This window comes from Herbiconiux sp. UC225_62, from assembly GCF_042694625.1.
GTDB lineage: Bacteria > Actinomycetota > Actinomycetes > Actinomycetales > Microbacteriaceae > Herbiconiux.
In genome coordinates this window covers 1974295-1997048 of sequence record NZ_CP170551.1, presented here as the reverse complement: position 1 = coordinate 1997048, position 22754 = coordinate 1974295, and the positions used below count along the sequence as shown (strand labels likewise).

At 65.8% G+C, this 22754-nt stretch carries 24 protein-coding genes; 14 read left to right on the top strand and 10 right to left on the bottom strand.

Annotated features, from left to right (window positions below):
* Positions 1–48 precede the first annotated feature (48 nt).
* From ACFJGU_RS09610 to ACFJGU_RS09580, 7 genes are all read left to right on the top strand, one after another.
* Positions 49–834, top strand: a complete 786-nt coding sequence (locus tag ACFJGU_RS09610; protein ID WP_382309806.1) for an Asp/Glu racemase — start codon at positions 49–51, stop codon at positions 832–834.
* Entirely contained in the window at positions 834–1511 is a 678-nt protein-coding gene (locus ACFJGU_RS09605) for a VOC family protein (protein WP_382309804.1), read from the top strand. Before ACFJGU_RS09610 ends, ACFJGU_RS09605 begins: the two co-directional genes overlap by 1 nt.
* Positions 1508–1756 carry a hypothetical protein gene (locus ACFJGU_RS09600; protein WP_382309802.1) on the top strand — a complete coding sequence of 83 codons (249 nt, stop codon included), beginning with the start codon at positions 1508–1510 and terminating at the stop codon, positions 1754–1756. Before ACFJGU_RS09605 ends, ACFJGU_RS09600 begins: the two co-directional genes overlap by 4 nt.
* A gap of 17 nt (positions 1757–1773) precedes the next feature.
* Positions 1774–2943: a hypothetical protein gene (locus ACFJGU_RS09595; RefSeq protein WP_382309800.1), complete on the top strand. Its 1170-nt coding sequence runs from the start codon at positions 1774–1776 to the stop codon at positions 2941–2943.
* A gap of 22 nt (positions 2944–2965) precedes the next feature.
* A complete protein-coding gene (locus ACFJGU_RS09590) occupies positions 2966–3838 on the top strand; it encodes a 3-hydroxybutyryl-CoA dehydrogenase (RefSeq protein WP_382309798.1) in 873 nt (290 codons plus the stop codon).
* Between the two features lie 108 nt (positions 3839–3946).
* A complete protein-coding gene (locus tag ACFJGU_RS09585) occupies positions 3947–5500 on the top strand; it encodes a sugar ABC transporter ATP-binding protein (protein ID WP_382309796.1) in 1554 nt (517 codons plus the stop codon).
* A 63-nt stretch (positions 5501–5563) separates the two neighbouring features.
* Positions 5564–6412 carry a mycofactocin-coupled SDR family oxidoreductase gene (locus tag ACFJGU_RS09580; RefSeq protein ID WP_382309794.1) on the top strand — a complete coding sequence of 283 codons (849 nt, stop codon included), beginning with the start codon at positions 5564–5566 and terminating at the stop codon, positions 6410–6412.
* 78 nt (positions 6413–6490) lie between these two features.
* Here ACFJGU_RS09580 and ACFJGU_RS09575 read toward each other — a convergent pair whose 3' ends face one another.
* On the bottom strand, positions 6491–7255 hold the full coding sequence (locus tag ACFJGU_RS09575) for a glucose 1-dehydrogenase (protein ID WP_382309792.1): 765 nt from the start codon (positions 7253–7255) through the stop codon (positions 6491–6493).
* Positions 7246–7698, bottom strand: a complete 453-nt coding sequence (locus ACFJGU_RS09570; RefSeq protein ID WP_382309790.1) for an EthD domain-containing protein — start codon at positions 7696–7698, stop codon at positions 7246–7248. Before ACFJGU_RS09570 ends, ACFJGU_RS09575 begins: the two co-directional genes overlap by 10 nt.
* A 147-nt stretch (positions 7699–7845) precedes the next feature.
* Here ACFJGU_RS09570 and ACFJGU_RS09565 point away from each other — a divergent pair, with 147 nt between their 5' ends.
* Entirely contained in the window at positions 7846–8802 is a 957-nt protein-coding gene (locus tag ACFJGU_RS09565; protein ID WP_382309788.1) for an MBL fold metallo-hydrolase, read from the top strand.
* 40 nt (positions 8803–8842) lie between these two features.
* Here ACFJGU_RS09565 and ACFJGU_RS09560 read toward each other — a convergent pair whose 3' ends face one another.
* From ACFJGU_RS09560 to ACFJGU_RS09545, 4 genes are all read right to left on the bottom strand, one after another.
* Complete coding sequence (locus ACFJGU_RS09560; protein ID WP_382309787.1) at positions 8843–10693, bottom strand: FAD-dependent monooxygenase; 1851 nt, start codon at positions 10691–10693, stop codon at positions 8843–8845.
* 73 nt (positions 10694–10766) lie between these two features.
* Positions 10767–11585 carry a 3-keto-5-aminohexanoate cleavage protein gene (locus ACFJGU_RS09555; RefSeq protein ID WP_382309785.1) on the bottom strand — a complete coding sequence of 273 codons (819 nt, stop codon included), beginning with the start codon at positions 11583–11585 and terminating at the stop codon, positions 10767–10769.
* Positions 11582–12283 (bottom strand): VOC family protein, encoded by a 702-nt coding sequence (locus tag ACFJGU_RS09550; RefSeq protein WP_382309783.1) that lies wholly within the window; start codon positions 12281–12283, stop codon positions 11582–11584. Before ACFJGU_RS09550 ends, ACFJGU_RS09555 begins: the two co-directional genes overlap by 4 nt.
* A gap of 71 nt (positions 12284–12354) precedes the next feature.
* Positions 12355–12624 (bottom strand): VOC family protein, encoded by a 270-nt coding sequence (locus tag ACFJGU_RS09545; protein ID WP_382309781.1) that lies wholly within the window; start codon positions 12622–12624, stop codon positions 12355–12357.
* A gap of 48 nt (positions 12625–12672) precedes the next feature.
* Here ACFJGU_RS09545 and ACFJGU_RS09540 point away from each other — a divergent pair, with 48 nt between their 5' ends.
* The gene (locus ACFJGU_RS09540) at positions 12673–13671 is read left to right on the top strand and encodes a LysR family transcriptional regulator (protein WP_382309779.1); all 999 of its coding nucleotides are present in this window, start codon (positions 12673–12675) and stop codon (positions 13669–13671) included.
* A 15-nt stretch (positions 13672–13686) separates the two neighbouring features.
* Here the strand turns inward: ACFJGU_RS09540 and ACFJGU_RS09535 are convergent, their stop codons facing one another.
* The 3 genes from ACFJGU_RS09535 to ACFJGU_RS09525 are packed head-to-tail and all read right to left on the bottom strand — an operon-like array spanning position 13687 to position 16647.
* Entirely contained in the window at positions 13687–14436 is a 750-nt protein-coding gene (locus ACFJGU_RS09535; protein ID WP_382309777.1) for an SDR family NAD(P)-dependent oxidoreductase, read from the bottom strand.
* Positions 14433–15620, bottom strand: a complete 1188-nt coding sequence (locus ACFJGU_RS09530; RefSeq protein WP_382309776.1) for an alpha/beta hydrolase family protein — start codon at positions 15618–15620, stop codon at positions 14433–14435. Before ACFJGU_RS09530 ends, ACFJGU_RS09535 begins: the two co-directional genes overlap by 4 nt.
* 10 nt (positions 15621–15630) lie before the next feature.
* Positions 15631–16647 (bottom strand): cyclase family protein, encoded by a 1017-nt coding sequence (locus ACFJGU_RS09525; protein ID WP_382309775.1) that lies wholly within the window; start codon positions 16645–16647, stop codon positions 15631–15633.
* A 277-nt stretch (positions 16648–16924) separates the two neighbouring features.
* On the opposite strand from ACFJGU_RS09525, the gene ACFJGU_RS09520 reads away from it, so the two are divergent.
* From ACFJGU_RS09520 to ACFJGU_RS09505, 4 genes are all read left to right on the top strand, one after another.
* The gene (locus ACFJGU_RS09520) at positions 16925–17683 is read left to right on the top strand and encodes an SDR family NAD(P)-dependent oxidoreductase (protein ID WP_382309773.1); all 759 of its coding nucleotides are present in this window, start codon (positions 16925–16927) and stop codon (positions 17681–17683) included.
* 23 nt (positions 17684–17706) lie between these two features.
* Positions 17707–18519 carry a sugar phosphate isomerase/epimerase family protein gene (locus ACFJGU_RS09515; RefSeq protein ID WP_382309771.1) on the top strand — a complete coding sequence of 271 codons (813 nt, stop codon included), beginning with the start codon at positions 17707–17709 and terminating at the stop codon, positions 18517–18519.
* A gap of 85 nt (positions 18520–18604) precedes the next feature.
* The gene (locus ACFJGU_RS09510; protein WP_382309770.1) at positions 18605–19489 is read left to right on the top strand and encodes an aldo/keto reductase; all 885 of its coding nucleotides are present in this window, start codon (positions 18605–18607) and stop codon (positions 19487–19489) included.
* A gap of 979 nt (positions 19490–20468) precedes the next feature.
* Positions 20469–21242: a hypothetical protein gene (locus ACFJGU_RS09505; RefSeq protein ID WP_382309768.1), complete on the top strand. Its 774-nt coding sequence runs from the start codon at positions 20469–20471 to the stop codon at positions 21240–21242.
* Between the two features lie 143 nt (positions 21243–21385).
* Here the strand turns inward: ACFJGU_RS09505 and ACFJGU_RS09500 are convergent, their stop codons facing one another.
* Positions 21386–21718: a hypothetical protein gene (locus ACFJGU_RS09500; RefSeq protein WP_382309767.1), complete on the bottom strand. Its 333-nt coding sequence runs from the start codon at positions 21716–21718 to the stop codon at positions 21386–21388.
* 161 nt (positions 21719–21879) lie between these two features.
* Here ACFJGU_RS09500 and ACFJGU_RS09495 point away from each other — a divergent pair, with 161 nt between their 5' ends.
* Entirely contained in the window at positions 21880–22752 is an 873-nt protein-coding gene (locus ACFJGU_RS09495; RefSeq protein WP_382310325.1) for a formylglycine-generating enzyme family protein, read from the top strand.
* Positions 22753–22754 lie beyond the last annotated feature (2 nt).

Below are 22754 nucleotides of genomic sequence, written 5' to 3'. Positions count from 1 at the left end.
GTTGACAAATCATCGTCAGCGTCAGATTATGGTCATGAAAGGAATCACATGTCACACGTACGTATCGGTTTGGTCGTCCCCAGTTCGAACACCACGGTGGAAACGGAGATGCCCGCGATCCTCAGCCGTCACGAGTCTGCGGAATTCACCTTCCATGCGAGCCGAATGCGCATGGCGCGGGTCTCGCCGGCTCAACTCGCGGCGATGAATGCTCAACGCGAGCGGTGCATACTCGAGCTGGGAGACGCTCGGCCCGACGTGATCCTGTACGGCTGCCTGGTGGCCATCATGGCCTCAGGCCTCGGGGAACATCGGCGAGTCGAGAGCCTGGTTGCCGAGCAGCTCGCGGCGGGCGGCTCTGAGGCGATGGTGCGCTCCAGCGCCGGTGCGCTGATCGAGGCGGTAAACTCGCTGGGCGCGAAGCGCATCGCGTTGGTGACTCCCTACATGCGTCCTCTGGCCGAGCAGGTCGTGGCCTATCTCGAGGCCGAGGGCCTGGAGGTCGTCGACTGGCGGGCACTCGAGGTCGAAGACAATCACGAGGTCGGCCGCATCCCCGGCGACCGCGTGCTCGAGGCCGCTCGCTCGCTGGACCTCGGCAACGCCGAGGCCCTGATCATCTCGGCCTGTGTGCAGATGCCATCGCTGGACCTGATCGAATCGGCAGAGCAGGAGTTCGGTATCCCCGTGCTCTCGGCTGCCACGGCCGGCGCCTACTCGATCCTGCGCTCGAGGGGCCTGCCCGTCGACATCGCGGGAGCCGGGTCGTTGCTGCGGGCCGACTCGGTGGGCGTATCCGCGCACCACCTCACCACAACCGAAGGAGAGATCTGATGCCAACTTTCGCCGACAAGCACCTCGTGAGAGGCGTGGATCACGCCGCGTTCCCCACGTTCGACCCGGTCGCCACGGTGCAGTTCTACCGCGACACCTTGGGATTTCCGGTCGTACACTCGATCTGCGCCGCAGGTTGGGGACCGGAGGACCATCCCGACTTCATCCACTTCTTCTTCGACATCGGTAACGATGATCGCATCGCCTTCTTCTATTACTTCGGGCTGGAAGCGCCGGAGACCGGTCGGGGCAAAGGCGACGTGTACGCCCGCTTCGGCGCGGACACCCCCGAGTACTTCGTGCGGTCACGACACATCGCGCTGCACGTCGAATCCGAGGAGCACCTGCTCGAATACCGTCGCCGGCTCGACGCGAGCCAGTGGCCGGTCGAGATGCAGATCCAGCACGAAACGATCGAGTCGATCTACACTCACGATCCGAACGGGTACTTCTTCGAGATCACGCGCGCGCTCCGACCGGTCACCCCGCAGGAAGACCTGGATGCCAATCTAACGATCGATGCGCTCGTCGACGTGCTCCAGCAACCCGGGGCCTCGATGGATGCCCTCCTGGTGCGCAAGGCCGAACTCATCCTGGAGCGCGCCGAACGCTGGCAGGACGAGCGTGACACCGAGCGCGAACTGATTCCGAGCCCCGAGGGCCCGGTGCGGCGATGACGTCCCGCCTCTTCGTGCTGGACGTTCCGGAGAACGTTCCGATCGTCGACATCGCCCGCGATCACCCCGGCGTCGTACTGGAGAAGGTCGGGCCGTACTTCGTGCTCGCGGCGGACGGCGAGGTGATCGTCGACCGGCGCTCGACCGGCGCTCGACACGCGGTCTGGTACAGCTGGGTCAGCGGCCTCGCGGGGTGGCGGATCGAGCAATGGGATCGTGACGCGTTCAGGCTCGTACCGCGGTGACGGATCCACTCGTCTCCGTGCACGAACTCGTGACGGTGGATCGTGCCAAGGTCTCCGGGGTGCTGCGGGTCCCGCACGGGGCCCGCAGCGTGGTCTGGATCATGCATCCACGCCAGGACGTCACCCACCACGCCCTCGTGCCGTTGCTCGTGGCCGACGGATTCGCAGTGTGGACGCAGGGGTCACGCTCACCCAACAACGATCTCGCCCTGATCCACGAGCAGACACTCCTGGATGTGGCCGCCGGACAGGTCTTCCTGCGTGAACAGGGCTTCTCCCACGTGGTGATGCTCGGGCACTCCGGCGGCGGCACACTGGCCGCGTTCTACTGTTCCCAAGCCCGGCTGGCACCGGCTGCCCGGCTGACGAAGACGCCTGCCGGTCGCCCCGTGCCGCTGGCGGAAGCGACCATGCCTCTGCCCGACGGCGTGATCTTCTTGGCCCCTCACCCGGGGCAGGGGGCGCTGCTCCAGAGGGTGATCGATCCTTCCGTGACCGACGAGCTCGACCCGCTCTCGGTCGATCCGCAACTGGACCCCTTCGACCCTCGGAACGGGTTCGCCGAGCCGGGCACGTCGAGCACCTACTCGCCGGAATTCATCGAGCGATACCGCCTCGCGCAGCGCGCGCGAGTCCACCGGATCGATCGCCTGGCACGGACTCACGTGGAAGAGGCCGACGCGGCCGGTCGAGCGTTCGAGGAGGACGGCGATCCCGGCGATCGCCGCCGCGCCCTCACACCTCGTCTGATCGTGGTGCATCGAAGCGATGCCGATCTGCGCAACATCGATCTCCGCATCGATCCGAATCAGCGCCCCTACGGTTCGCTGTTCGGCCGCCGCCCCGATCTCACGAACTATGGACTCGTAGGGTTCGGGCGGCTCTCGACAGCCGAGGCGTGGCTCTCCACATGGTCTGCCACCACGACCAACGCCGACTTCCTGCGCTGCGCCCCCGGCGTCACGATGCCGGTTCTCCTGCTGGAGTTCACCGGAGATCAGGCCTCCTTCCCCGCCGATATCCAAGCCATGGCGGCCGCGATGGGCAGTGCCGACGTGTCGGTCGACGCCGTGGCAGGTACGCATTTCGGCGGGCCGTTGCACCGGGGCGGCGTGCCCGGCGCGGTGCCGGCCGCCGAGCGGATACGGAGCTGGCTAACCGCACGCTTCGACTGCGGCAGCCGATGAACACGCGGGGCGCGCAGCCGCGATGACAGTCATCACGAAGGTCGGAGTCGTGGGCCTCGGGCTCATGGGCAGCGGCATCGCCGAGGCCTGCGCGCGGGCGGAACTCACGGTGACGGCGGTCGAGTACGATGACCAAGCGGTTGCCGCGGGACTCGCCCGGGTGCGCGCATCCTTGGCCCGGGCGGTGGCGAAGGGCAAGCTCGATCACGACGAAGCTCCGGCGGTGATGCAGCGGATCACCGCGACCACCGACTACACCCGACTCGCGGATGTCGACCTCGTCATCGAGGCTGCGACGGAGAACGAAGACGCCAAGCTCGCGATCTTCCGCCGGCTGGACGAGACCGTGCACGAGAGCGCCATCCTGGTGTCGAACACGTCCTCGATTCCGATCGCGCGGATTGCGGCGGCTACGCGTCGTCCCGACCGCGTCATGGGCATGCATTTCTTCAATCCAGCGCCCGTGCAGCGCCTGGTCGAGCTCATCCCGGCGCTGACGACATCACCGGAAACGATCGCATCGATCGATCAGTTCACCTGGGGCCGACTGGGCAAGAGCGTGATCTACGCCCAAGACCGAGCCGGCTTCATCGTCAACGCACTGCTGGTGCCGTACCTGCTCTCCGCGATCCGGATGCTCGACGGCGGTCATGCGAGCAGAGAAGACATCGACGCCGGGATGGTGCAAGGCTGCGGTCACCCGATGGGGCCGCTGACGCTGGTGGACCTGATCGGGCTCGACACCGTCAAGGCGATGGCCGACGTGCTGTTCGGTGAATACGGCGATTCGCAGTTCGCCAGCCCTCCGCTCTTGGCCCGGATGCTCGAGTCCGGCCAAGTGGGGCGCAAGAGCGGCCGCGGGTTCTACGACTATCCGGATGTCTCCCAAGTCTGAACACCGGCGCCGGTTCGCGCTGCGCTCTTGACAATTTTACACATTCGTCTGAAACTGAACACTATTGAAAGCAGGGCGATGGAGCCTTGCGCCTGGGAGGTTGCGGCCATGGCCGATGAAGAAGCTGACGTGACCGGAACGAGTCCGGCACTGCGATTCTCCGGAGTCTCGAAGAAGTTCGGGCAGAGCCCGGTTCTCCAGGACGTCACCTTCGACGTCGAGCCCGGAGAGATCCACGCCCTGCTCGGCGCGAACGGGGCGGGCAAGTCGACCCTCATCAAGATCCTCGCCGGAGTGCATCGTCTGGATTCCGGATCGATCCAGGTGCACGGGGAGCTCCTGGAGGCGGGCCACACCGCCGCCGCCCGAGCGGCCGGGATCGCGTTCGTGCACCAGGATCTCGGACTCGTCGACGATTTGAGCGTCGCCGACAACATCGCACTCCAGGTGGGGTTCGAAAAGCGGTTCGGGCTGGTGGACGATCGCGCCACGTCGGCCCGGGTGCGTCGTGTGCTCGCCGCGGTCGGGGCCGACCTGGCCCCCGAACAGCTCGTCAACACCCTCACGCGGGACGAGCAGGTGCTCTGCGCCGTAGCCCGCGCGCTGGCTCTGGAACCGAGCATCCTCGTTCTGGACGAAGTGAGTGCGAGCCTTCCCAAACCGGAGGTGGACCGGCTGGTGACCGCGTTGAAGCGCATGCGCCGTGGCGGAGTCGCGTTCATCTACGTGACGCACCGGCTCGATGAGCTGCCGGGACTGGTCGACAGCGTCACCGTGCTGCGCAACGGCAGGAAGGTCGTGACCGCGCCGCTCGCGGACATCTCTCATCGAGACCTGGTGCGGTACATCGTCGGCTCAGACCCTCTCGTCACCCAGCCGAACCTGCGTCCGCAGGAAGGTGGCGCCGGTGAGAGCGGCACCCCGCATCTGGTCGTGCGCGATCTCACTACGAGCGACCTCACGGAACCGATCTCGTTCGATGTGCGAGCGGGCGAGGTGCTGGGAATCTGCGGCCTCGTCGGCAGTGGCACCCGCGAGCTCGCGCAGGCCCTCGCCGGAGCACGCCGGCCCACGGGCGGCTCGGCCGTCCTGAGAGGTGAAGTACTCCCCCTGGGCAGTCCGGAGGCGATGGCACGCCGAGGATGCACGGTGGTGCCCGGGGATCGCCAGCGCGAAGGGATCATCACTGGGTTGGGGCTGCGGGAGAACCTGCTTCCCACCCGGCGGGATTTCGGTGCCTGGACCCGTCTGGGCTTCCGGGCGCCCGGTCGTGAGACGTCCGCGGTGCTGCAGACCTCGGCGAGATTCGGAGTCGTACCCCGAGACCACCCGGATCGCGACGTCGCGGAGTTCAGCGGGGGAAACCAGCAGAAGATCGTGTTCGCACGAGCCCTCGCCGACCATCCGGCCGTAGCGGTGCTGGAGGACCCGACCGCGGGCGTCGACATCGGCTCGCGAGCGGTGCTCTACGAGCTCATGCACGAGGCCGCCCGCGCCGGCACCGCCGTCGTGCTGATCAGCACCGATTTCGAGGAGGTGGCTGCTCAGTCGCATCGCGTGCTCGTTCTCTCGAACGGGCGGGTGGCCGAGGAATTCCCCGATGCCGGAGCCGTCGACGCCAACCGGCTCGCCGAGGCCAGCTATGCCGTCACGACTCCGTGACGGCGGATCGCCGCAGTCCGGGCGAACATCACGCAGTACCCCTAGAGAAATGGAGCATCGACCATGGGTCGACTTGACGGAAAAGTAGCGTTCATCACCGGAGCCGGTCGAGGCCAAGGGCGGGCGCACGCGATCCGGCTCGCCGAGGAGGGAGCCGACATCATCGCGCTGGACATCCTCGCCGACATCGACGGGCTCTCGTACTCGATGGCTTCGACGGCAGATCGCGACGAGACCGTCGCCGCAGTGGAAGCTCTCGGCCGGCGCATCATCTTCGAGAAGGCCGACAATCGCGATCTGCAGCGGATGCAAGAGGTCGCGGCGATCGGCGTCGCCGAGTTCGGGCACATCGACATCGTCGTCGCCAACGCCGGTGCCGCGGCAACAGCTCTCGTGTACGAGATGAGCGAAGAGGAGTTCACGGGCACCATCGACCGGTTCCTGACCAGCACCTGGCGCACCGTCCGCGCCGTGGCACCCCACATGATCTCAGCAGGCCGTGGCGGCTCGATCATCCTCATCTCCTCCACCTCTGGCCTGGTCGGCGTAGCGAACATGGCGCACTACGTCGCAGCGAAGCACGGCGTAGTCGGATTGATGAAAGCCTGCGCCATAGAGCTGGGGCCTTTCGACATCCGGGTGAACTCGGTCGCATCCTCTAACGTCAATACGCCGATGATCCGCAACCCGGCGATTCGCAAGGTCTGGACGGGTGATCCCGATGCCAGCGACGAAGAGGTCGTGCGCGTGATGTCCGCGATGCACATCCTCGACGTTCCCTGGGTCGAGCCGAGCGATGTCAGCCAGGCCGTGCTGTGGCTCGCCTCCGACGAGGCCCGATACGTGACGGGGTCCACGATCCCGGTCGACGCGGGCGCTCTGGCTCCGTTCAAGATCGCGCATCAGCACTGATCCGGCTCCAGCACCGACACGCACGAGAGGAGGCCCTGACGAATCATCGTCAGGGCCTCCTCTCGCGCGTGTCGGGCGTCAGAGCCCGGTGTTCAAGAGGATTCCACCATCCACCACGAAGTCGGCACCAGTGATGTACAGCGCCGAATCCGACGCGAGGAACAGTGCCATCTCAGCGATCTCCGACGGCTCCGCCAGACGCTTCAGGGGAATGCGCTCGACGAGCCAGGCGCGCCGCTCGGGTGAGTTGGCGTTGCGCTGCATCGGGGTGTCCGCTCCCCCGGGATGGATCACGTTGACACGGATGCCATCTGCTGCCAGCTCGGCCGCGGCGACCTGAGTCATGCCCCGCACCGCGAACTTGGTGCCCGAGTAGATGACGTGCTCCGGTTCGGCGCGGATCGCGGCAGCCGAGGCGATGTTGATGATGCTCCCGCCGCCGGCCCTGCGCATCGGAGCAATCACCGAGCGCATGCCCAACAGCACGCCTCGCTGATTCACGCGCACCATCAGGTCGAAATCCTCCAGCGGAAAGTCCTCGATCAAGCCCGCCCGAGAGATCCCCGCATTGTTGATCAGGATGTCGACACGCCCGTAGGAGTCCTCCACATACGTAACGAGCGCCCTCCACTCGCTCTCCTCGCCCACGTCATGGTGCCGGAACTCGGCGCGCGCTCCCAGAGACTCGGCGAGCGCCACCCCCTCGTCGTCGATGACGTCGGTCAGCACCACCGTCGCGCCCTCGGCGATGAACAGGGCCGCCTCCGCGGCTCCCATCCCTCGAGCGGCACCGGTCACGATGGCCACCTTGCCGTGAAGTCGTCCGGTGTCGGTCAGCTCCATGGCGAGTCCCCGTCCACCTCGACGATGTAGCGGCGGATGGCCGAGACGTCGAGGAAGTTCTCTTCGTCCGCCTTGATCTGCGCTCTCAGCTCGGGATCTGCGCTCTTGTCGCGGAAGGCCTCGAACGACTCCCAGTCCTCGAAGAAGACTTCCGCGATCGAATCGAAGTCCGTTTCGGGCACGTACTCCGCGCAATTGCGCCCCGTGAGCAGGGAACGGTCGTAATCGAGGTAGTTTCGGCGGTATCGGAGGACCATCGGGTAGTGACCCTCCGCGAGGGGGGCATGGGTCGATTCGTAGTACCGGCGGAACTCCTCTCTCGATACGCCCTCTTTGCGCTTGTTGAAAACGAGCAGCTTGATCATGGGTGCTTCCTCCAGACCGTCCGGACGGCAGTGCTTCTCTACGGCCATGTAGAAGAAGTTGACGGTTACGTCAATCATTAGACACCACCTCGGGATGCACTGTCAACGGCTCGCACGGCCAGGCGCCCGGAGCATTGACATCATGGGAGTCGACCTGCATGATTAGACAAATTTGTTGAATAGTTCACTTCAAAGTAGAGGTGAGCTCGTACGGAAAGGACCGCCATGAAGACGTGGCACGTCGGCTCGTTCAAAGTCACCGAGATACCGGAGTTCCCGATCGCTGTGGGCCTGTTGGACGGGGTCATCGCCGAGGCCACCCCGGATGTCGTGCGCGGCATCGACTGGATGCGTCCCGACTTCGCCAACGAGCAGGGGCAGACGCTCTGGGATGTGCACTCGTATGTGGTGGACACCGGTGACCAGATCATCCTGATCGACGGCGGCTGCGGCAACGGGAAGAGCTACCCGATGCAGCCCAGCTGGACCGACCTCGACACGCCCTTCCTGGACCGGCTGACCGAGGCGGGGTACTCCCCCGATGACATCGACATCCTGCTGTGCACCCACCTTCACCTCGACCACATCGGCTGGTTCTCGATGAAGGACAGCGCAGGCCGATGGGTGCCAACCTTCCCGCACGCGCGACTCGTTCTGGTGCGCGACGAGTACGAGCGCCATCTCGCCCAGATGCTCTCACCGGAAGACGAGGAGTCGGCCGCCGGAGCGGGCGCCGACGACGATCCCATCGCCCGGGCGTTCCTGGCCGATTCGGCGAGCCTGTCGAAGCAGACGAAGCTGATCCAGGAGGAGACGTTCGATCCCATCGTCGAACAGGGGCTGCTCGAACTCGTGCCTACCAACGCGGAGGTCGTGCCCGGCGTCCGATACGAGCAGACCCTCGGACATACGGCAGCACACCACAGCGTGCGGCTGTCGTCCGAGGGCCGGTCCGCGTTCGTCACCGGAGACTTCATCCACCACCCGATGCAGATCGCCCGCCCCGAGTGGAGTTCGCAGGGCGACTGGGACGGCGCGACGACCGGGCGGAATCGGCGGGCATTCTTCGAAGCGGCCGCCGGAACCGACCTCTTGATCCTGGGCACCCACTTCACCGGCGCGGGCGCGGGGTACATCGTCGAGGACGGCGAAGGCTTCCGTCTCGCGAACGCGCCCGCCTAGGCGCTCGGTCGGGCCGGCCGGGGCCGGACGGACGGGGCGGTCAGCCCGCGTCCGGCTTCTCTCCCTGGCCGGTGAGCGAGAGCAGCACGCGTGTGAGCTCGCGCCCGGACTCCTCCGGCACCGTCGGCGTCCGCCAGCCGACGAAGGAGTCAGGCCGGATCAGGAGAGCGCCACCGAGACGGAGGCCGCTCAGCTGGGCCCAATTGCCCATCGAGTCCTCGTAGTCGCCACCGGTACCGATCGTTACCAACTCCACCGGCAGATCGACCCTCTCGGCGGCCTTCGCGATCGCCTGCAGCCAGGCACCGCGCCCGGCCGGATCGGTCACCAGCACGAATCGGTCGAGCTTCGCCAGGTCGATGGTAGAAGACCGCGTGCCGGCACGGTCGATCCAGGCGTGCGGCAGGCGGTGCCCCGGCCGCGCCTGGGCGATGTAATGCACGGCCGGGTCGGGATTCTCGGCGGCCTGCGTGCCGTCGGAGACGACGGCGCCGCTGTCGTACTGCTGACCGAGCTCGACCCCGAGCATCCGTACCCCGTAGTTGCCCTCATCGAAGGCCCGGGCCATTTCGGCACGCATCGCCTCGCCCTCGGGGGTGCGGGCGTAGAAGCGCTCGAATGCCGACCATCCTCCGGCACCCGGCTCGATGCCCTCGATGACCCGGGCGATCTCGCTCGTGTGCCGCATCAGCGCCGCCGAAGACTGCGCCACGACGTTGCGGGCGACCGGATGGCGCTCGTCATGATACGACCGCAGCAGCGAAGGGTGCGCGTGGCCCTTGATCACCTGCGCCACCTTCCAGGTGGCGTTGTGAGCATCGGCGATGGCGGTGTTGGCACCCAGCCCGCCGACCGGAGAGTGCTGATGAGCCGCGTCCCCGAGCAGCAGGACCCGGCCGACGTGCAGGCGCTCGGCGAAGGAGCCGCCGACGCGCCAGCGGCCGACCGAGTGGATGACGGGTTCCAGGTCGGCGATGCCGAGGGTCTTGCGGATCGTCTCCACCACCACGGCCTCGTCCTGCGGGATCCCCGGAGGGGAGGCCACATGCACCACCCATTCCTCGGCGTCGGTGCCCCAGCGGTGCGGTCCCATCTTGACCAGCGCGCCGCCCCACATCCCGAACTCCATGTTGTCCGGCGAGACGAAGATGGTGATCCCGGTTCGGGGATCCTTGATCCACGGGTGCAGCTGGGCGGAGAAGTGGACGATGAGGATGTGGCCGAGGTCGCGCTCGCCGATCCACTCGACCCCGACTGCGGGTCCCACCGAGCGGCCGCCATCGGCCGCAAGCACATAGTCGGCCTCGATGGTCCATTCCGCGCCGTCGGCGACGTCCCGAACCTGGGCCGTCACACCGGACTCGTTCTGCGTGAGCCCGAGGAGTTCCTGACCGTACCGGACGCGTCCGGGAGCGAGTCGCCCGGCCTCCTCGTTCAGCAGCGGTTCGGTCTGGATCTGGGCGAGGTTCGTGTAGGTACTCGGCGTCGCCGCCGAGTACCGCACGACGTCGTCACCGCCGCCCCAGGCATCCACGTGTCCGATCTCACGGCCGTGCAGGGGCGTGGGGCCCGCCAGCGAGGTCATCCAGTTGAAGCGCGAGATCGTCTCGACCGGTCCGCCTGCTCGGTATACCTTCTCGTCGAGACCGAGCTGGCGGAAGATCTCCATCGTCTTGGCGCTCAGGATATGGGCTTTCGGCAGGCCGTGGACGCCACGACGGCGCTCGATCACCAGGTGATCGATGCCCATCTTGGAAAGCATGATCGAGCTGGCGAGCCCGGCCATGCCGGCGCCGACGATCAGCACCGGAACGCGACGGGATCGGGCAGTTATGGTGGCGTGCTTGGTCGCCGTTCCGGCGGATGTCGAGGAATCGACGTGTGGATTCATGGTGAAACTCTTCCTTGAGAATCGGACGATTGGTGGGTTCTGCGTGCGATGGGTGTCGACGACGCGGAGTTGCTCACGCGGAGGTCGTCGGCAGGAGCTCGTCGCGCGCGTCGGCGACGGTCGCCACGCCCCGGTTCAAGTCGTGCGCGATCGTGACGGCCCGCGAGACCAGCGGGCTGTTCCCATCGGAGAGCTGACCGCGACCGACGTACAGGGCGTCCTCGAGGCCGGCACGGGCGTTGCCGCCGAGCGCGAGGCCAATCGTGGTCAGTTCGAGATTCTGCCGGCCGATGGCGATGACCTGCCAGACGCTGTCGCCGGGAAGCCGATCGACGATCGAGAGGAGATTGTTCGCGGTGGCGGCCATGCCGCCCCGGACGCCGAGCACGATGCTGAACTGGAGCCGGCCGTCGAGAAGACCCTCGTCCTGCAGGCGCAGGCACTCGTCCAGGTGTCCGGTGTCGTAGATCTCGAGTTCGGGTTTGACTCCGATCTCCTGCATGCGCCCTGCGAGACGGCGGACGTCTTTCGGAGGGTTGCGGAACTCCGCCGACCCGAACGACATGCTGCAGGGATTGAGCGTCGCCATCGCCGGGGCGAGCTCGACGAGGGCCTCCCGCTCCTCGAACGGAACGCTCAGCCCCACACCGGTGGAGAGCTGGATGAGGATCGGACAGCTGTCCTGGATCAGACCGATCGTGCGTCGAGCGATCTGCAGGTCGGCCGTGGGGCGATCGCGCTCGTCCCGCAGATGGACGTGCGCGACCGCGGCTCCGAGTTCGTACGCCTCCGCGACCGCCTGCGCGATCTCCGCCGGCTGGGTGGGAAGGCTCGGATTGTCCTGTTTCGTCGCGATCGGGCCAGTCGGCGCGACGGTGATGATCGCGCTCACGCGCGGGTCGCCGTGCGTTCGGTGTTCCGGGTCACGGCCCACGGGTTGGCGAGTTCGGCGGCCAGCGCCGGCGGGGCGCCGTCCTCGGTCGCGGTCTTGCCGTCGGCGGCCGGGAACGCCTCCATCATCGAGTCGGGCATGCTCCAGTTGCGGAACATGTCGTTCGCTCCCTCGGCCGGACGCCAGGTGCGCGGCCGCCAGTCGGGAACGTAGTTCCGGTATCCCCCAGAATTCACCTCCACCCGCAACGAGCTCGGCTCGCGCAGGTAGAGGAAGTTCTGCTCTCCGATGCCGTGGATCGAGGGTCCGTACTCGACGGGTACTCCGTTCTCGGTCATGATCTCCGCCGTGCGGACCAGATCCGCGGGCTGGTCGACCCAGAACGCGATGTGGTGGACACGCCCCCGAGTGCTGGACGTGTCGATCACGATGCCCAGATCGTGGGACTTCTCGTTCGTGGTGAGCACTCCGAACACCACCACGGGCGCATCGTCCAGCCGCGTGTAGGCCATGATCCTGAAGCCGAGCACGGTGGAGTACCACTCCGCGAACGCCGTCACGTCCTGGGCGGCGATCGTCACGTGATCCAGGAATCGCCCGGCCGCGGCATGCGTGCTGCGCTTCTCGGGCCGGTCGGGATAGACGGACGCGTGTTCCGCGTCCGCGACGTACTCCTCGGCTTCCCAGAACAAGGTCATATTGTGTCCTTGCGGGCCGTCGAAGCGGTAGCTCCGGCCCTTTCCGAAGGGCCCCTCACCCCAGGTGCCGGTCACCTCCCCACCGACTCGACTCGCTCGACGGCCTCGTCCAGCGCCGCCGCGCTGCTGGTGCGCCAGCCCATCGTCTTCAGCCGCGCGTCCTCCGCCGGGCTGAGCACGAGGCTGTATCGATAGTGGTCGCCCCAGCAGCGCAGGAAGTAGACCTCGCCCTGCTGCTCCACGATCCTCATCCCGAACTTCTCGACATAGAACCGGGCCGATGCCGCGGTATCCGGACTGCCGATCTCCAGGAACCCTAAGTGGCTCAACGGGGTTGTCATGTGTGGGTCTCCTCTAGCCTGACAATCCGGCAGCATCGATGCTGCCGATTGCTTCTCACGCTAGAGCCGAAGATTCGGGGTATCGATACCGCGGTTGCGATACAATTCATCGACCCCATCGATAGGAAACGCGTGCGCCTGGCGAACTTCGACCTCAATCTGCTGCCCGCCCTGGATGCGCTCCTGAACGAACAGAGCGTGAGCCGGGCGGCGGAGCGCCTGCACATCGGTCAGCCGGCCATGAGCGCGACTCTGGCCCGGCTCCGGTCGGCCTTCGGCGACCCGCTCCTCGTTCGCTCCGGGCGGGGCCTGCGGCGATCGGGTTTCGCGGACTCCCTGCAGGAGCCGGTGGCCGAGATCCTTCGAAGCGTCGGACATCTGCTCGAAGCCGGCGAGGAGTTCGACCCGGGCACGTCTCACCGCACGTTCACCATCGTGGCCAGCGACTACGTGGCGCTGATCCTGCTGCGGACTCTGCTCGAACGGTTGAGCGTGATCGCGCCGAACGTGGGGGTCCACGTCACTCCGGTGGGCGAGAAGATGATGGACAACCTCGGACGAGGTCTGGTCGATCTGGCGATCTATCCCTCCGAGATGCTGTTCGACCTGAAGTCGTTCCATGCCGCCCCGCTCTTCAGCGACGACTTCGTCTGCGTCACGGACGCGGCGAACCTCGGCGTCGGGGAGGTTCTCTCCCTGGAGCGGCTCAGCACCCTCCCGTATCTCGCGGTGCAACAGGGCGAGTTGTCTTCTGTCATCGACAAGCGGCTCGATGAAGCCGGTGTCTCACGCAACACGACGATGACCGCACAGTCGTTCGTGATGGCGCCGTTCATGCTGCCGGGCACGCGGATGTACACCATCGTCCAGCGCAAGCTCGCCGAACTACTGATGCCCGAGGCGCACTTCCGGATGGATGAACCCCCGGTTCCGGTGGGGACGATCAACGAAGTGATGGTCTGGCCGCACAGGCGCACCGTCGATCCAGGTCACGCCTGGCTCCGCGATGAACTCACGGTGACGGCCAGGCAACTCCGGCTCACCTGAGCTCCGCGACCGTGCTCATTCGGCCTTCAAGACGGCGAACCCTCCGTCGATGTTCAAGACATGACCGGTAATGAAGCCGGCTTCGTCACCGAGCAGGAAAGCGATCCCGGCAGCCACCTCTTCCTTTTTGCCGAGCCTCTTCATCGCCGCCAGGGACGCAGCGACCGACGTGTCCACCAGCCCGATGCGCGCGACTTCCTGCATCATGGGCGTCTCGATGTAGCCGGGAGACACCGCGTTCACCCGGATACCACGGCCTGCCCACTCCACCGCGAGAGTCTTCGTCATCGAGTGCACCGCCGCCTTCGCCGCCGCGTAGGCGATCCGGCGCGGATGGCCGAACTGACCGGCGATCGACCCGATGTTGACGATGGCGCCGGGTCGGCCATCCAGCATACTGGCGAGGTGCTGACACCACAGGAGGGTTCCGTCGACGTGAACCGCCATCAGTTCGCGAAAGGCCGTCAGCGGGATGTCGATGCTGTCGTCGTTGCGCACCGTTCCGGCTCCGTTGACGAGAGTGTCCGCGGGCGGCATGTCATCCCGTATCCGCTCGGCGATGACCGCCACGCCGTCGGCATCCGTGACGTCACCCTCGAACAGTCGCACCCGGGGCTCGAAGTCCCGGAGGTCGTGGGGAAGGACGGAGGTCGTGCGATCCACCAGCGCCACGTGACGCTCATCGGAGGCCGTCAGAAGCCTTCGCGCCGTCGCGGAACCGATTCCGCCCGCGCCTCCAGTAATGATCGTGGTCGACGCGGTCATGCCGGGACTGCCTGTCCGGTCACGTCGGTCTGGCTCTCGAGCGACCTGACGGTCTGCTCGATCCAGTCGCAGATGTAGTCGCGCACCACCGGCACATTGTCGATGCTGCAGTGCTCGACGCCGCCCTCGCGATCGGTGAAGATCTTCAGTTCCCGTGAGGGCGAGTTGATCAGGTCGTCATAGAGCAGCTGGGCGTAGCGCACCGGGATCTGCCGGTCGTGTTCGCCGTGCACGACGAGGAAGGGCACTCGGATGCGGTCCAGGATGCCGCGCAACGTCACCCGGGGAGCGATCTCCAGGAAGTCGTCGAGGCTGTCCGCTCCCCACACCCACCGCACGTGTTCCCAGTAGTGAGGCACGGGTCGATCGCCCTCGTTCCTGAGCCGCTGCAGCTGCACCTCTCCCCAGTCGTAGTTGGCTCCCCAGGCAACGCCGAAGCTGATCCGCGGCTCGAACGCAGTTGCGCGCGGGCCGTAGTATCCCCCCAGCGACCAGGCAAGCATCCCTACTCTTCTGTCGTCGATGTCGTCACGCATTTCGAGGTAATCGATACACGCTGCCGCCCAGGTCTCCGACTCCGGCACGGCTGTCAGGCCACCGAGGCGCAGAGCTTCCCCCGCACCGGGCGTGTCGACGATAAGCGTGGCGATGCCGCGGCGTCGCAGCTCCTGAGCGGTGCCCGTGCCGTAGATCTGCTCCTTGGTGCTGTCGAGACCGTTGAAGAACAGCACACAGGCGACGGGCTCATCCGTCTCCGGCCGGACGAGGATGCCGGGCAGTGAGGTCTCGCCGAACGGGATACGAACGAGCTCCCCGGGTTCGCCGGACAGCTCCAGGAATCGCCAGAACGCCCTCAGGGCCTTCCGATAGGCCTCGACGCGAGGGGCGTATCCGTGCGCCTGCATCCTTTCAGCGGTCTGGTAGTAGACAGACGCTCGGGCGTGCTTGAGGCCGGCGCTTCGGAACCGGCCCGCACGCTCGTCCTCGTGCGCGAGTTCGGTGACTCCATCGGCGAGGGCGCACCAGGTTTCGAAGAAGGCCAGCGTCGCGGCATCGTCGTCGTCCCCGATCCGGTCGGCGAGGGATCGGACGGCTCGGTCGACCTCGCCGATCTGCCCCCCGACGGCGAGCGCCAGGCCCACAGAGAGGTTCCATACGTATTTTCCGGGAAATGGCTCGAACACGTCGTACTTCCTACTTGATCGCCACGGCAGCGACGGGCGAACCGGAACCGCCGGTGAGCGGGAGTGGTGAGGCGACCAGCATGAACTCGTCCACGCCGTCCTCAGCGCAGTCCTCAGCCAGCGCCTCGAGATCGAACATCTCCCCGAACACGATCCCGCCGTGGACGAGGGACACGATGTGCAAGGGCTGGAAGTAGCCGATCTCGTTGGGACGCACTTCGACACCCCAGGTGTCGGTGACCACCGCGGAGATGTCGTGGCGACGCAGCCAGGGCGCCATGTGCAGCGAGAGGCCGGGAGCGTCACCGCCGGCGAAATCACCCCACGTCCCGCGCCGTGCCTTCAAGAAGCCCGTGCGCACGAGTAACGCGTCTCCGGCACCGACCTCGACTCCCCGGGAACTCAGGATCGCGTCTATCTCCTCGGGCAGGATCGCTTCTCCGGGCGCGAGGGACTCCACGCCACGATGGGCGGCCACATCGACCAGCACGCCCCGCATCACGACTCGGCCGGTCAAGTTCTCGATGCCATTCGCCGCCGCTCCCTTGCTGCCGACCAGACTCGCCGGCCGGTCGTTCCACATCCGGCCCTCCCAGAAGATGTGGGAGAGCGAGTCCAGCTGGGTGCCGGATTGCGTGGGCATCACGAGCACGTCGTCCGAGAAGCCGAATCCCCGGGCGGCGCCGAAACCGGCCGGAAGCGGATCCTGGGCTCCGGAGGTGTGGTCCGTACCCGAGGCCGTGACGAAGATCTGCGGATTGCTGCGGAACCCACCCGGTTGAGGGCCGTTCTGGTCGTAGGGCAGCGTGAGGGTGATCGAGATTCCCTTGCGGATCGTCCGTGCGGCGGCGATCCGCTCGGCCGGGCCGACCAGGTTCATGGTGCCGACCTCGTCATCGCTCCCCCAGCGGCCCCAGTTGGAACACTCAGCGATGTACATCCTCAGCAGATCCTCATCGTGCGCGTGCGACGGAGTGACCGGCGGGATCTGCTGTTCCGGCCCCGCGTTCGTGTTGTGCTGAACCACTGCGTCATCCTCGTTTTCTGCTGGAGTTGCTGGAGTTGCCGAGACGCGATGAGCGCACGCGGCGCCGCCGTCTCCGCATCCACAGTGACTGCGGAGCCAGCGGCCGACAAGGACCTCGCTGCGATAGCCACTATCGATGCCGTCGATGAGATCGCGGCACGCGGCGGATTGGTTTGTGACTAGTGTGTTAAGAAATCAACGCATTAGTCGGTCAGCTGTCTGGCTAGCTGGCTGGCTGACTGCGCAGACGCTGCGATGAGGCAGCGAACGGAGAAGGATGTCAGACCTATTGAGTGGCAAGGTCGCTCTCGTGACGGGCGCCGGCGGCGGCATCGGTCGCGAAACCGTGAAGGCGCTCGTCGAGAACGGCGCCCGAGTGGTGGTGGCAGACCTCTCCGAAGACCGGGGTTGCGAGACCGTGGAATACGCGGGCGGCGGGAGCGAGGTTCGTTTCGTGCAGTCGGATGTGACCGAATTCGGCTCCATAGAGCACCTTCTGCAGCAGACCGTGGAGTTGTTCGGCGGGCTCGACATCGCGCACAACAACGCCGGCGTCGAGCTGGCCGGACCCGGCCTCGCAGACACCTCCGAGGAACAGTTCCAGCGACTCTTAGGGGTGAACCTCACGGGAGTCTTCCTGTGCATGAAGGCGGAGATCCCGGAGATGCTGAGGCGGGGTGGCGGATCGATCATCAACACCTCCTCGTCATTCGGCGTGGTCGCCGCATCGGGCCAATCGGCCTACATCGCTTCCAAACACGCCGTCATCGGGCTGACGAAGGCAGCCGCGATGGAGTACTCCAGCCGCGGCGTGCGGGTGAATGCCGTGCTTCCCGGGCTGATCCAGACACCCCTGGTAGAGGGCATCGAAGCACGCGAGCCGGGGTTCATCGCGAAGGTGGTGCAGCAGCATCCGATCGGCCGGATCGGTCAGCCCCGCGATGTAGCCGAGGCCGTCGTCTGGCTCGGTTCCGGATTGTCCTCCTTCGTCACCGGCGCGTCCATCCCGGTCGACGGCGGATTCCTGGCCCACTGAATCACACGAGAGAAGGCGAGCGCATGAGCATCGAAGCTCCTGGATCGGGCACCGTCCCGCTGGATTTCTGGTCGGGTTCGATCCGGAACCGGCCCTTCCGCGAGCAGGTGGACGCCGCTGCGGCGGGCGGGTTCTCCAGAATGGCGGTCTCCCCCGAGAATTATGCCGATACCGTCGCCTCGGGCATGGTGGCCAAAGACATGCGCCGCTACGCTGCGGATCGCGGCGTAGCGTTCGGGTTCCTGGACTCCCTCTGGTCGTGGGCGCCGGTGTCCGGACGTCTGGACGACCAGGTCGACGAGGGGCTCCGGCGGCGCTGGGCCACGACTGTCGACACCTCGCTGGACATCTGCGACATCCTGGAGGTGGGCTCGATCGTCGTGTGCGCCGGGTACGACGCGGACACCGTCGAGCAATCGCGGCTGGCGGACTGCTTCGCTCAGCTGTGCGCGAAGGCGTGGACGCGAGACCTCCGGGTGGAGATCGAGCCGATGCCGTTCTTCGGCTGCTGGGACGTCACGGACGCCTGGAGACTCATCTCCGATGCCGAGCTGCCGCGGAACGCGGGAATCATCCTCGACGCATGGCATTTCTACCGGGCCGGTTCGACGCCAGAGATGCTCGCCTCGATCCCGGGCGAATTTCTGCAGACCCTTCAACTCGTGGACGCCGGCGCGAAGCCGGCATCCGTGAGTCTCATCGATGACTGCATGAGGTATCGCCTCTTTCCTGGTGAGGGCGAACTCCCACTCACCGAATTCGTTCAAGCCGTCCTGGCGAAGGGACACGTCCGGTCGATCGGCCGGAGATCTTCACCGATCGTGCGGAGGAGATGACGTCGGAGGAGTATGGCCGCATCGCTTCGGCGACATCGTCGGCCCTCCTGCGCGAAGTCGGTTTCGGTGAGGGGATGACCCTGTGATGCGGCGCACGATCGACACTGTCGAGGTGAGCGCGATCGGACTCGGTGCGATGCCGATGTCCATCGAGGGCCGCCCCGACCGAGGCCGCGCCATCGCGACCATCCACTCCGCTCTGGACGCCGGTGTGACATTGATCGACACGGCGGATGCCTACCATCTCGGAGCGACCGAGGCCGGATCTGACGAGACTGGCCATAATGAGGCCCTCATCGCCGAGGCGCTTCGCTCCTGGGGCGGGGACAGCCAGAGCATTCTCGTGGGCACTAAAGGTGGCCACCTCCGTACCCCTGATGGCAACTGGATCCTCGACGGCAGGCCCGATCACATCAAGCGTGCGGCCCGGACGTCTGCATCGCGACTCGGACTGGACGCCATCGGTCTCTATCAGCACCACCGCCCCGATCCCTCCGTCCCGTATGAAGACACCATCGGAGCCCTGGCAGAACTGATCGAAGAGGGGGTCATCCAGATGGCCGGAATCTCAAACGCGGATCCAACTCAGATACGGACAGCCAACCGGGTTCTCGATGGGCGCCTGGCCTCGGTACAGAACCAATTCTCACCTGCGTTCCAGACGAGTCGCGCAGAACTCGATCTGTGCGCCGAGCTCGGGATCGCCTTTCTTCCCTGGAGTCCACTGGGCGGCATTGGGCGGTCTAGTGACCTCGGCGAGAAGTTCGCGCCATTCGTGGATGTGGCCTACCGGCACGAGGTCAGCCCGCAGCGAGTCGTTCTCGCTTGGGAGCTATCGCTGTCCCCGACCGTCATCCCGATCCCGGGCGCCTCCCGCTCGGAAAGCATCCTGGATTCAATTCGCGCAGTTGACTTGAGCCTGTCTGAGGACGACATTGCCTATATTGGTGAGCATCTGTGCACAGAGTAGGTGGCGCCGCAGGTTAGTCAGCCTGTCCAGGCGAATCAGTAAACGGCGAGGTATGACTACTTGCAGCCATCAAGGGATGAGATTGGTCACCAAAGCAATCTGATCCAGCTGTTACAAGACTGTATTAGTCCAGCACTTGCGGCAAGGTCGGACCGCGGCAATGGTCATATCGTGGTGTCGACCGGCCGGATGACCTTAGACCGGATACGCTACGCAGCGATCTTGTCGCTGGCGTCGCCGTCGTCGACGATCGATCAGGGCGCTTCCCCGCCTGTGGGAGGAGTTGCTCCCCCTCCTGCATCGACGATCGAACTGACCGTCAATGGGGAGGACTCTCGTGCGCATTCGATGACGAGCCCTCCGATACCAGCGACCGCCAGTTCGTTGCACTACATCTCGGCTTTTTCGTGGCCGGTGATGACCAGATAAGGATTCAGCATTGGCTCCATTCCTCGAGGACATCGAACGCGGTGTATGAGGCGGATTAGTGGATGGCGGCGGTGCCGGGTTAGGCATGCCTGTATCGCAGATATGTTGAGGAGCTCCATGCTGCCGCCCATGCCGGTGCCGCGGCTGATCAGCCGGTCGAGCAGGTTGAGGCAGGTGCCGGAGCCGTCGACGGCGACATTGATCGGCTCGTGCGTGTAGGCGCGGGCTAGCTCGGCCTATTCGCCCCCTCCCCGCGATCCTGCTTGTCCTTGTCGAAGGTGCATGCCGGCCGTCTGTTTAGTAGCAACGGCCGGACAACACAGGCGCTCTTCGTCAGTGCTGGCGTCTAGCCTCAGCCGCAAAGGCGCAGGAAATCGTCATGACGACGTTTAGTTACGCGAATGGTGTCAAGAACGCTGACCGCACGACCAACAGTACTGTCGCGCAACCTCGGTGTGTCGCAGCCCTAAGGTTGCAAGACATGCTGAGCAGGTATCAAGCCGGCCGCGGCTTCACCGTGGTGTTAACTGGTCGTCCAAGACTGGGGGGCATGATGGCGAGCATCTATGGGCGATTCGAGTACGACGACTCCCTGACCCCGGGTAAATCTGATGACGGCGGTCTCAGCCAGCTGCTATTTGACAGCGAAGGAAAGCTCGCCGACCACGCCACGTTCTTCCCGGAGAACGAGGACGACTCGAGCGAGGAGCCGACGTACACGGAGTCCACGGCCCCTGACGACCAAGACGACGGTGACGCCGGCGCCCTCCTGGTGTTGGCTGTCCTCGCGGCGAGCACGGCAGTGGCTATTGGCGGATATGTCGCTGTCAGAAAAGCAGCCCCTCATATTCAACGCCTAGTCAAAGAGCGCGCGATTCCCGCCGTGAAGTCTTTTTGGAATCAAGTCCGCGGGCAGAAGGGCGACTCTCTCCCACCCGAATCGGTTCACCATCGAGTTACTGAAACTCCGGTGCTGATTGTTGACGAAGCCACGCCCGGCTCCGACCTTGCCAATCTGAAACCAGTGATGAATGCAGAGGAATGGTATGCCCGGTTTAGGGCGATGGTTTCCGGGCTGTCGATAGCGGAGGAACAGTGGCGAGTCCTCTCCTCAGTACAAGTCCCTAACGATGAGGCCGTGCAAGCATTGCAAAGCCAGATGGCTCAACAAAGCCCGCTCGAGGTGATGGAGCAGGTCACGCTCATGATTGAAGCGACGGCCGCGAGTGACGACGACCTCAACGACGAAGGCGACACGCAAGAGCCGCTTCACGTCGAGGCGAGTCACGACGAGGGCCGCCGGCACCAGTTCCCAGAGAACTGAGTGCCGAGGGGCCGTCTCGTACATCCCCCCATCACCGGAATCTATTCGGACGGGTCAAATGAGACCCACCGCGGCGGCGTGTCGATGTGTCTAGGCGGCGTCCGGTGCACGATCCCCTATCGGGACGCCTCGGCACTCATCGCTCAGTAGACGAAGGCTTGCGCGAGCACGACGATCACGATCACCAGCAGTGCCACGACTGCCGCCACGATCTGTAGACCACGTTTGGTCAGGCGGGCCACCGCGAATCCCGCCGCGAAGGGGAGAGCTGCGAGAAGGAGCGCGATGATCCACCAGAATGCCTGGAACCCTGTACGGCCAGCGTCATCCAGCGCATCGCCGAACAGCCGCTGAGTTCGTGGATGCGTCGCGAACGCGACCGCTGCAGAGAGTGGGTAGGCGATCAGCGCGGCGAGGATGATTCCGGCAAAGAGCCCCCACCAGCCGCGCTCTCTCATCAATGCGTTCTCGGTCATGTGCCATCCGTTCTCGCGCGCCGACCGCCCGTCATTACGAGAAGACCATGGGCGGCTCGCGTGCACCTCACCCGGTTGGGGCGATACCGCGATTGGATGAACTTCTCAGAGGTCTGACCAGCCCGGTGGTTGTCTAGGCTGGCGCTGTGGCTCTCACCGAACTGGTCGCTCTTGCTGGCGGCGCCTTCCGCATGGGGTCGGACGCTCACTATGCCGAAGAGAGCCCGCAGCATCTGCGCGAGGTGGGCCCGTTTGCGATCGAGAAGCGTCCGGTCACCAACGCCCAGTACGCCTCGTTCGTCGCGGAGACCGGATACATCACCGTCGCCGAGCGCGAGCTTGACCCGGCCGACTTTCCGGGCGCCGATCCGGGGGATCTAGTGCCGGGATCGCTCGTGTTTACACCAACCACGGGCCCGGTCGACCTCGGTGACTGGCGCGCCTGGTGGCGCTGGCAGCCCGGGGCGCACTGGAGCGCGCCTACCGGCCCAGGCTCGACCCTCGACGGTCTGGACGAACATCCCGTCGTGCACGTCGCGTTCGAGGATGCCGAGGCGTACGCCGTGTGGGCGGGCCGGCGACTCCCTACCGAGGCGGAGTGGGAGTTCGCGGCACGGGGCGGGCTCGACGGCGCCGAGTACGGATGGGGCGACGAGCGGATGCCCGCGGGCGAGGTGATGGCCAACACCTGGCAGGGTGCCTTCCCCTACCGCAGCACCGGGTGGGGCGGCACCTCCCCCGTCGGGTCATATCCTGCGAACGGCTACGGGCTCGTCGACATGATCGGGAACGTCTGGGAGTGGAGCAGCGACCCGTTCACCCCGCGGCACGTGCCCCCCGGCATGGTCGTTCCCGAGCGCGGTGGTCGCGCGGCGCTCCTCGACACAGGCGGCGATGCGGCAACGACCCGGGTCATCAAGGGCGGATCTCACCTCTGCGCCCCGGAATACTGCCGCCGCTACCGCCCGGCCGCCCGCTCCTCCCAATCGATCGACTCCGCCGCCACCCACATCGGCTTCCGCTGCGCCAGCTGACC

Coding starts and splice junctions, on each gene's coding strand:
- ACFJGU_RS09610 (WP_382309806.1), top strand. CDS start 49: ATGTCACACGTACGTATCGGTTTGGTCGTCCCCAGTTCGAACACCACG.
- ACFJGU_RS09605 (WP_382309804.1), top strand. CDS start 834: ATGCCAACTTTCGCCGACAAGCACCTCGTGAGAGGCGTGGATCACGCC.
- ACFJGU_RS09600 (WP_382309802.1), top strand. CDS start 1,508: ATGACGTCCCGCCTCTTCGTGCTGGACGTTCCGGAGAACGTTCCGATC.
- ACFJGU_RS09590 (WP_382309798.1), top strand. CDS start 2,966: ATGACAGTCATCACGAAGGTCGGAGTCGTGGGCCTCGGGCTCATGGGC.
- ACFJGU_RS09585 (WP_382309796.1), top strand. CDS start 3,947: ATGGCCGATGAAGAAGCTGACGTGACCGGAACGAGTCCGGCACTGCGA.
- ACFJGU_RS09580 (WP_382309794.1), top strand. CDS start 5,564: ATGGGTCGACTTGACGGAAAAGTAGCGTTCATCACCGGAGCCGGTCGA.
- ACFJGU_RS09575 (WP_382309792.1), bottom strand. CDS start 7,255: ATGGAGCTGACCGACACCGGACGACTTCACGGCAAGGTGGCCATCGTG.
- ACFJGU_RS09570 (WP_382309790.1), bottom strand. CDS start 7,698: ATGATTGACGTAACCGTCAACTTCTTCTACATGGCCGTAGAGAAGCAC.
- ACFJGU_RS09565 (WP_382309788.1), top strand. CDS start 7,846: ATGAAGACGTGGCACGTCGGCTCGTTCAAAGTCACCGAGATACCGGAG.
- ACFJGU_RS09560 (WP_382309787.1), bottom strand. CDS start 10,693: ATGAATCCACACGTCGATTCCTCGACATCCGCCGGAACGGCGACCAAG.
- ACFJGU_RS09550 (WP_382309783.1), bottom strand. CDS start 12,283: ATGACCTTGTTCTGGGAAGCCGAGGAGTACGTCGCGGACGCGGAACAC.
- ACFJGU_RS09545 (WP_382309781.1), bottom strand. CDS start 12,624: ATGACAACCCCGTTGAGCCACTTAGGGTTCCTGGAGATCGGCAGTCCG.
- ACFJGU_RS09535 (WP_382309777.1), bottom strand. CDS start 14,436: ATGACCGCGTCGACCACGATCATTACTGGAGGCGCGGGCGGAATCGGT.
- ACFJGU_RS09520 (WP_382309773.1), top strand. CDS start 16,925: ATGTCAGACCTATTGAGTGGCAAGGTCGCTCTCGTGACGGGCGCCGGC.
- ACFJGU_RS09515 (WP_382309771.1), top strand. CDS start 17,707: ATGAGCATCGAAGCTCCTGGATCGGGCACCGTCCCGCTGGATTTCTGG.
- ACFJGU_RS09510 (WP_382309770.1), top strand. CDS start 18,605: ATGCGGCGCACGATCGACACTGTCGAGGTGAGCGCGATCGGACTCGGT.
- ACFJGU_RS09505 (WP_382309768.1), top strand. CDS start 20,469: ATGATGGCGAGCATCTATGGGCGATTCGAGTACGACGACTCCCTGACC.
- ACFJGU_RS09500 (WP_382309767.1), bottom strand. CDS start 21,718: ATGACCGAGAACGCATTGATGAGAGAGCGCGGCTGGTGGGGGCTCTTT.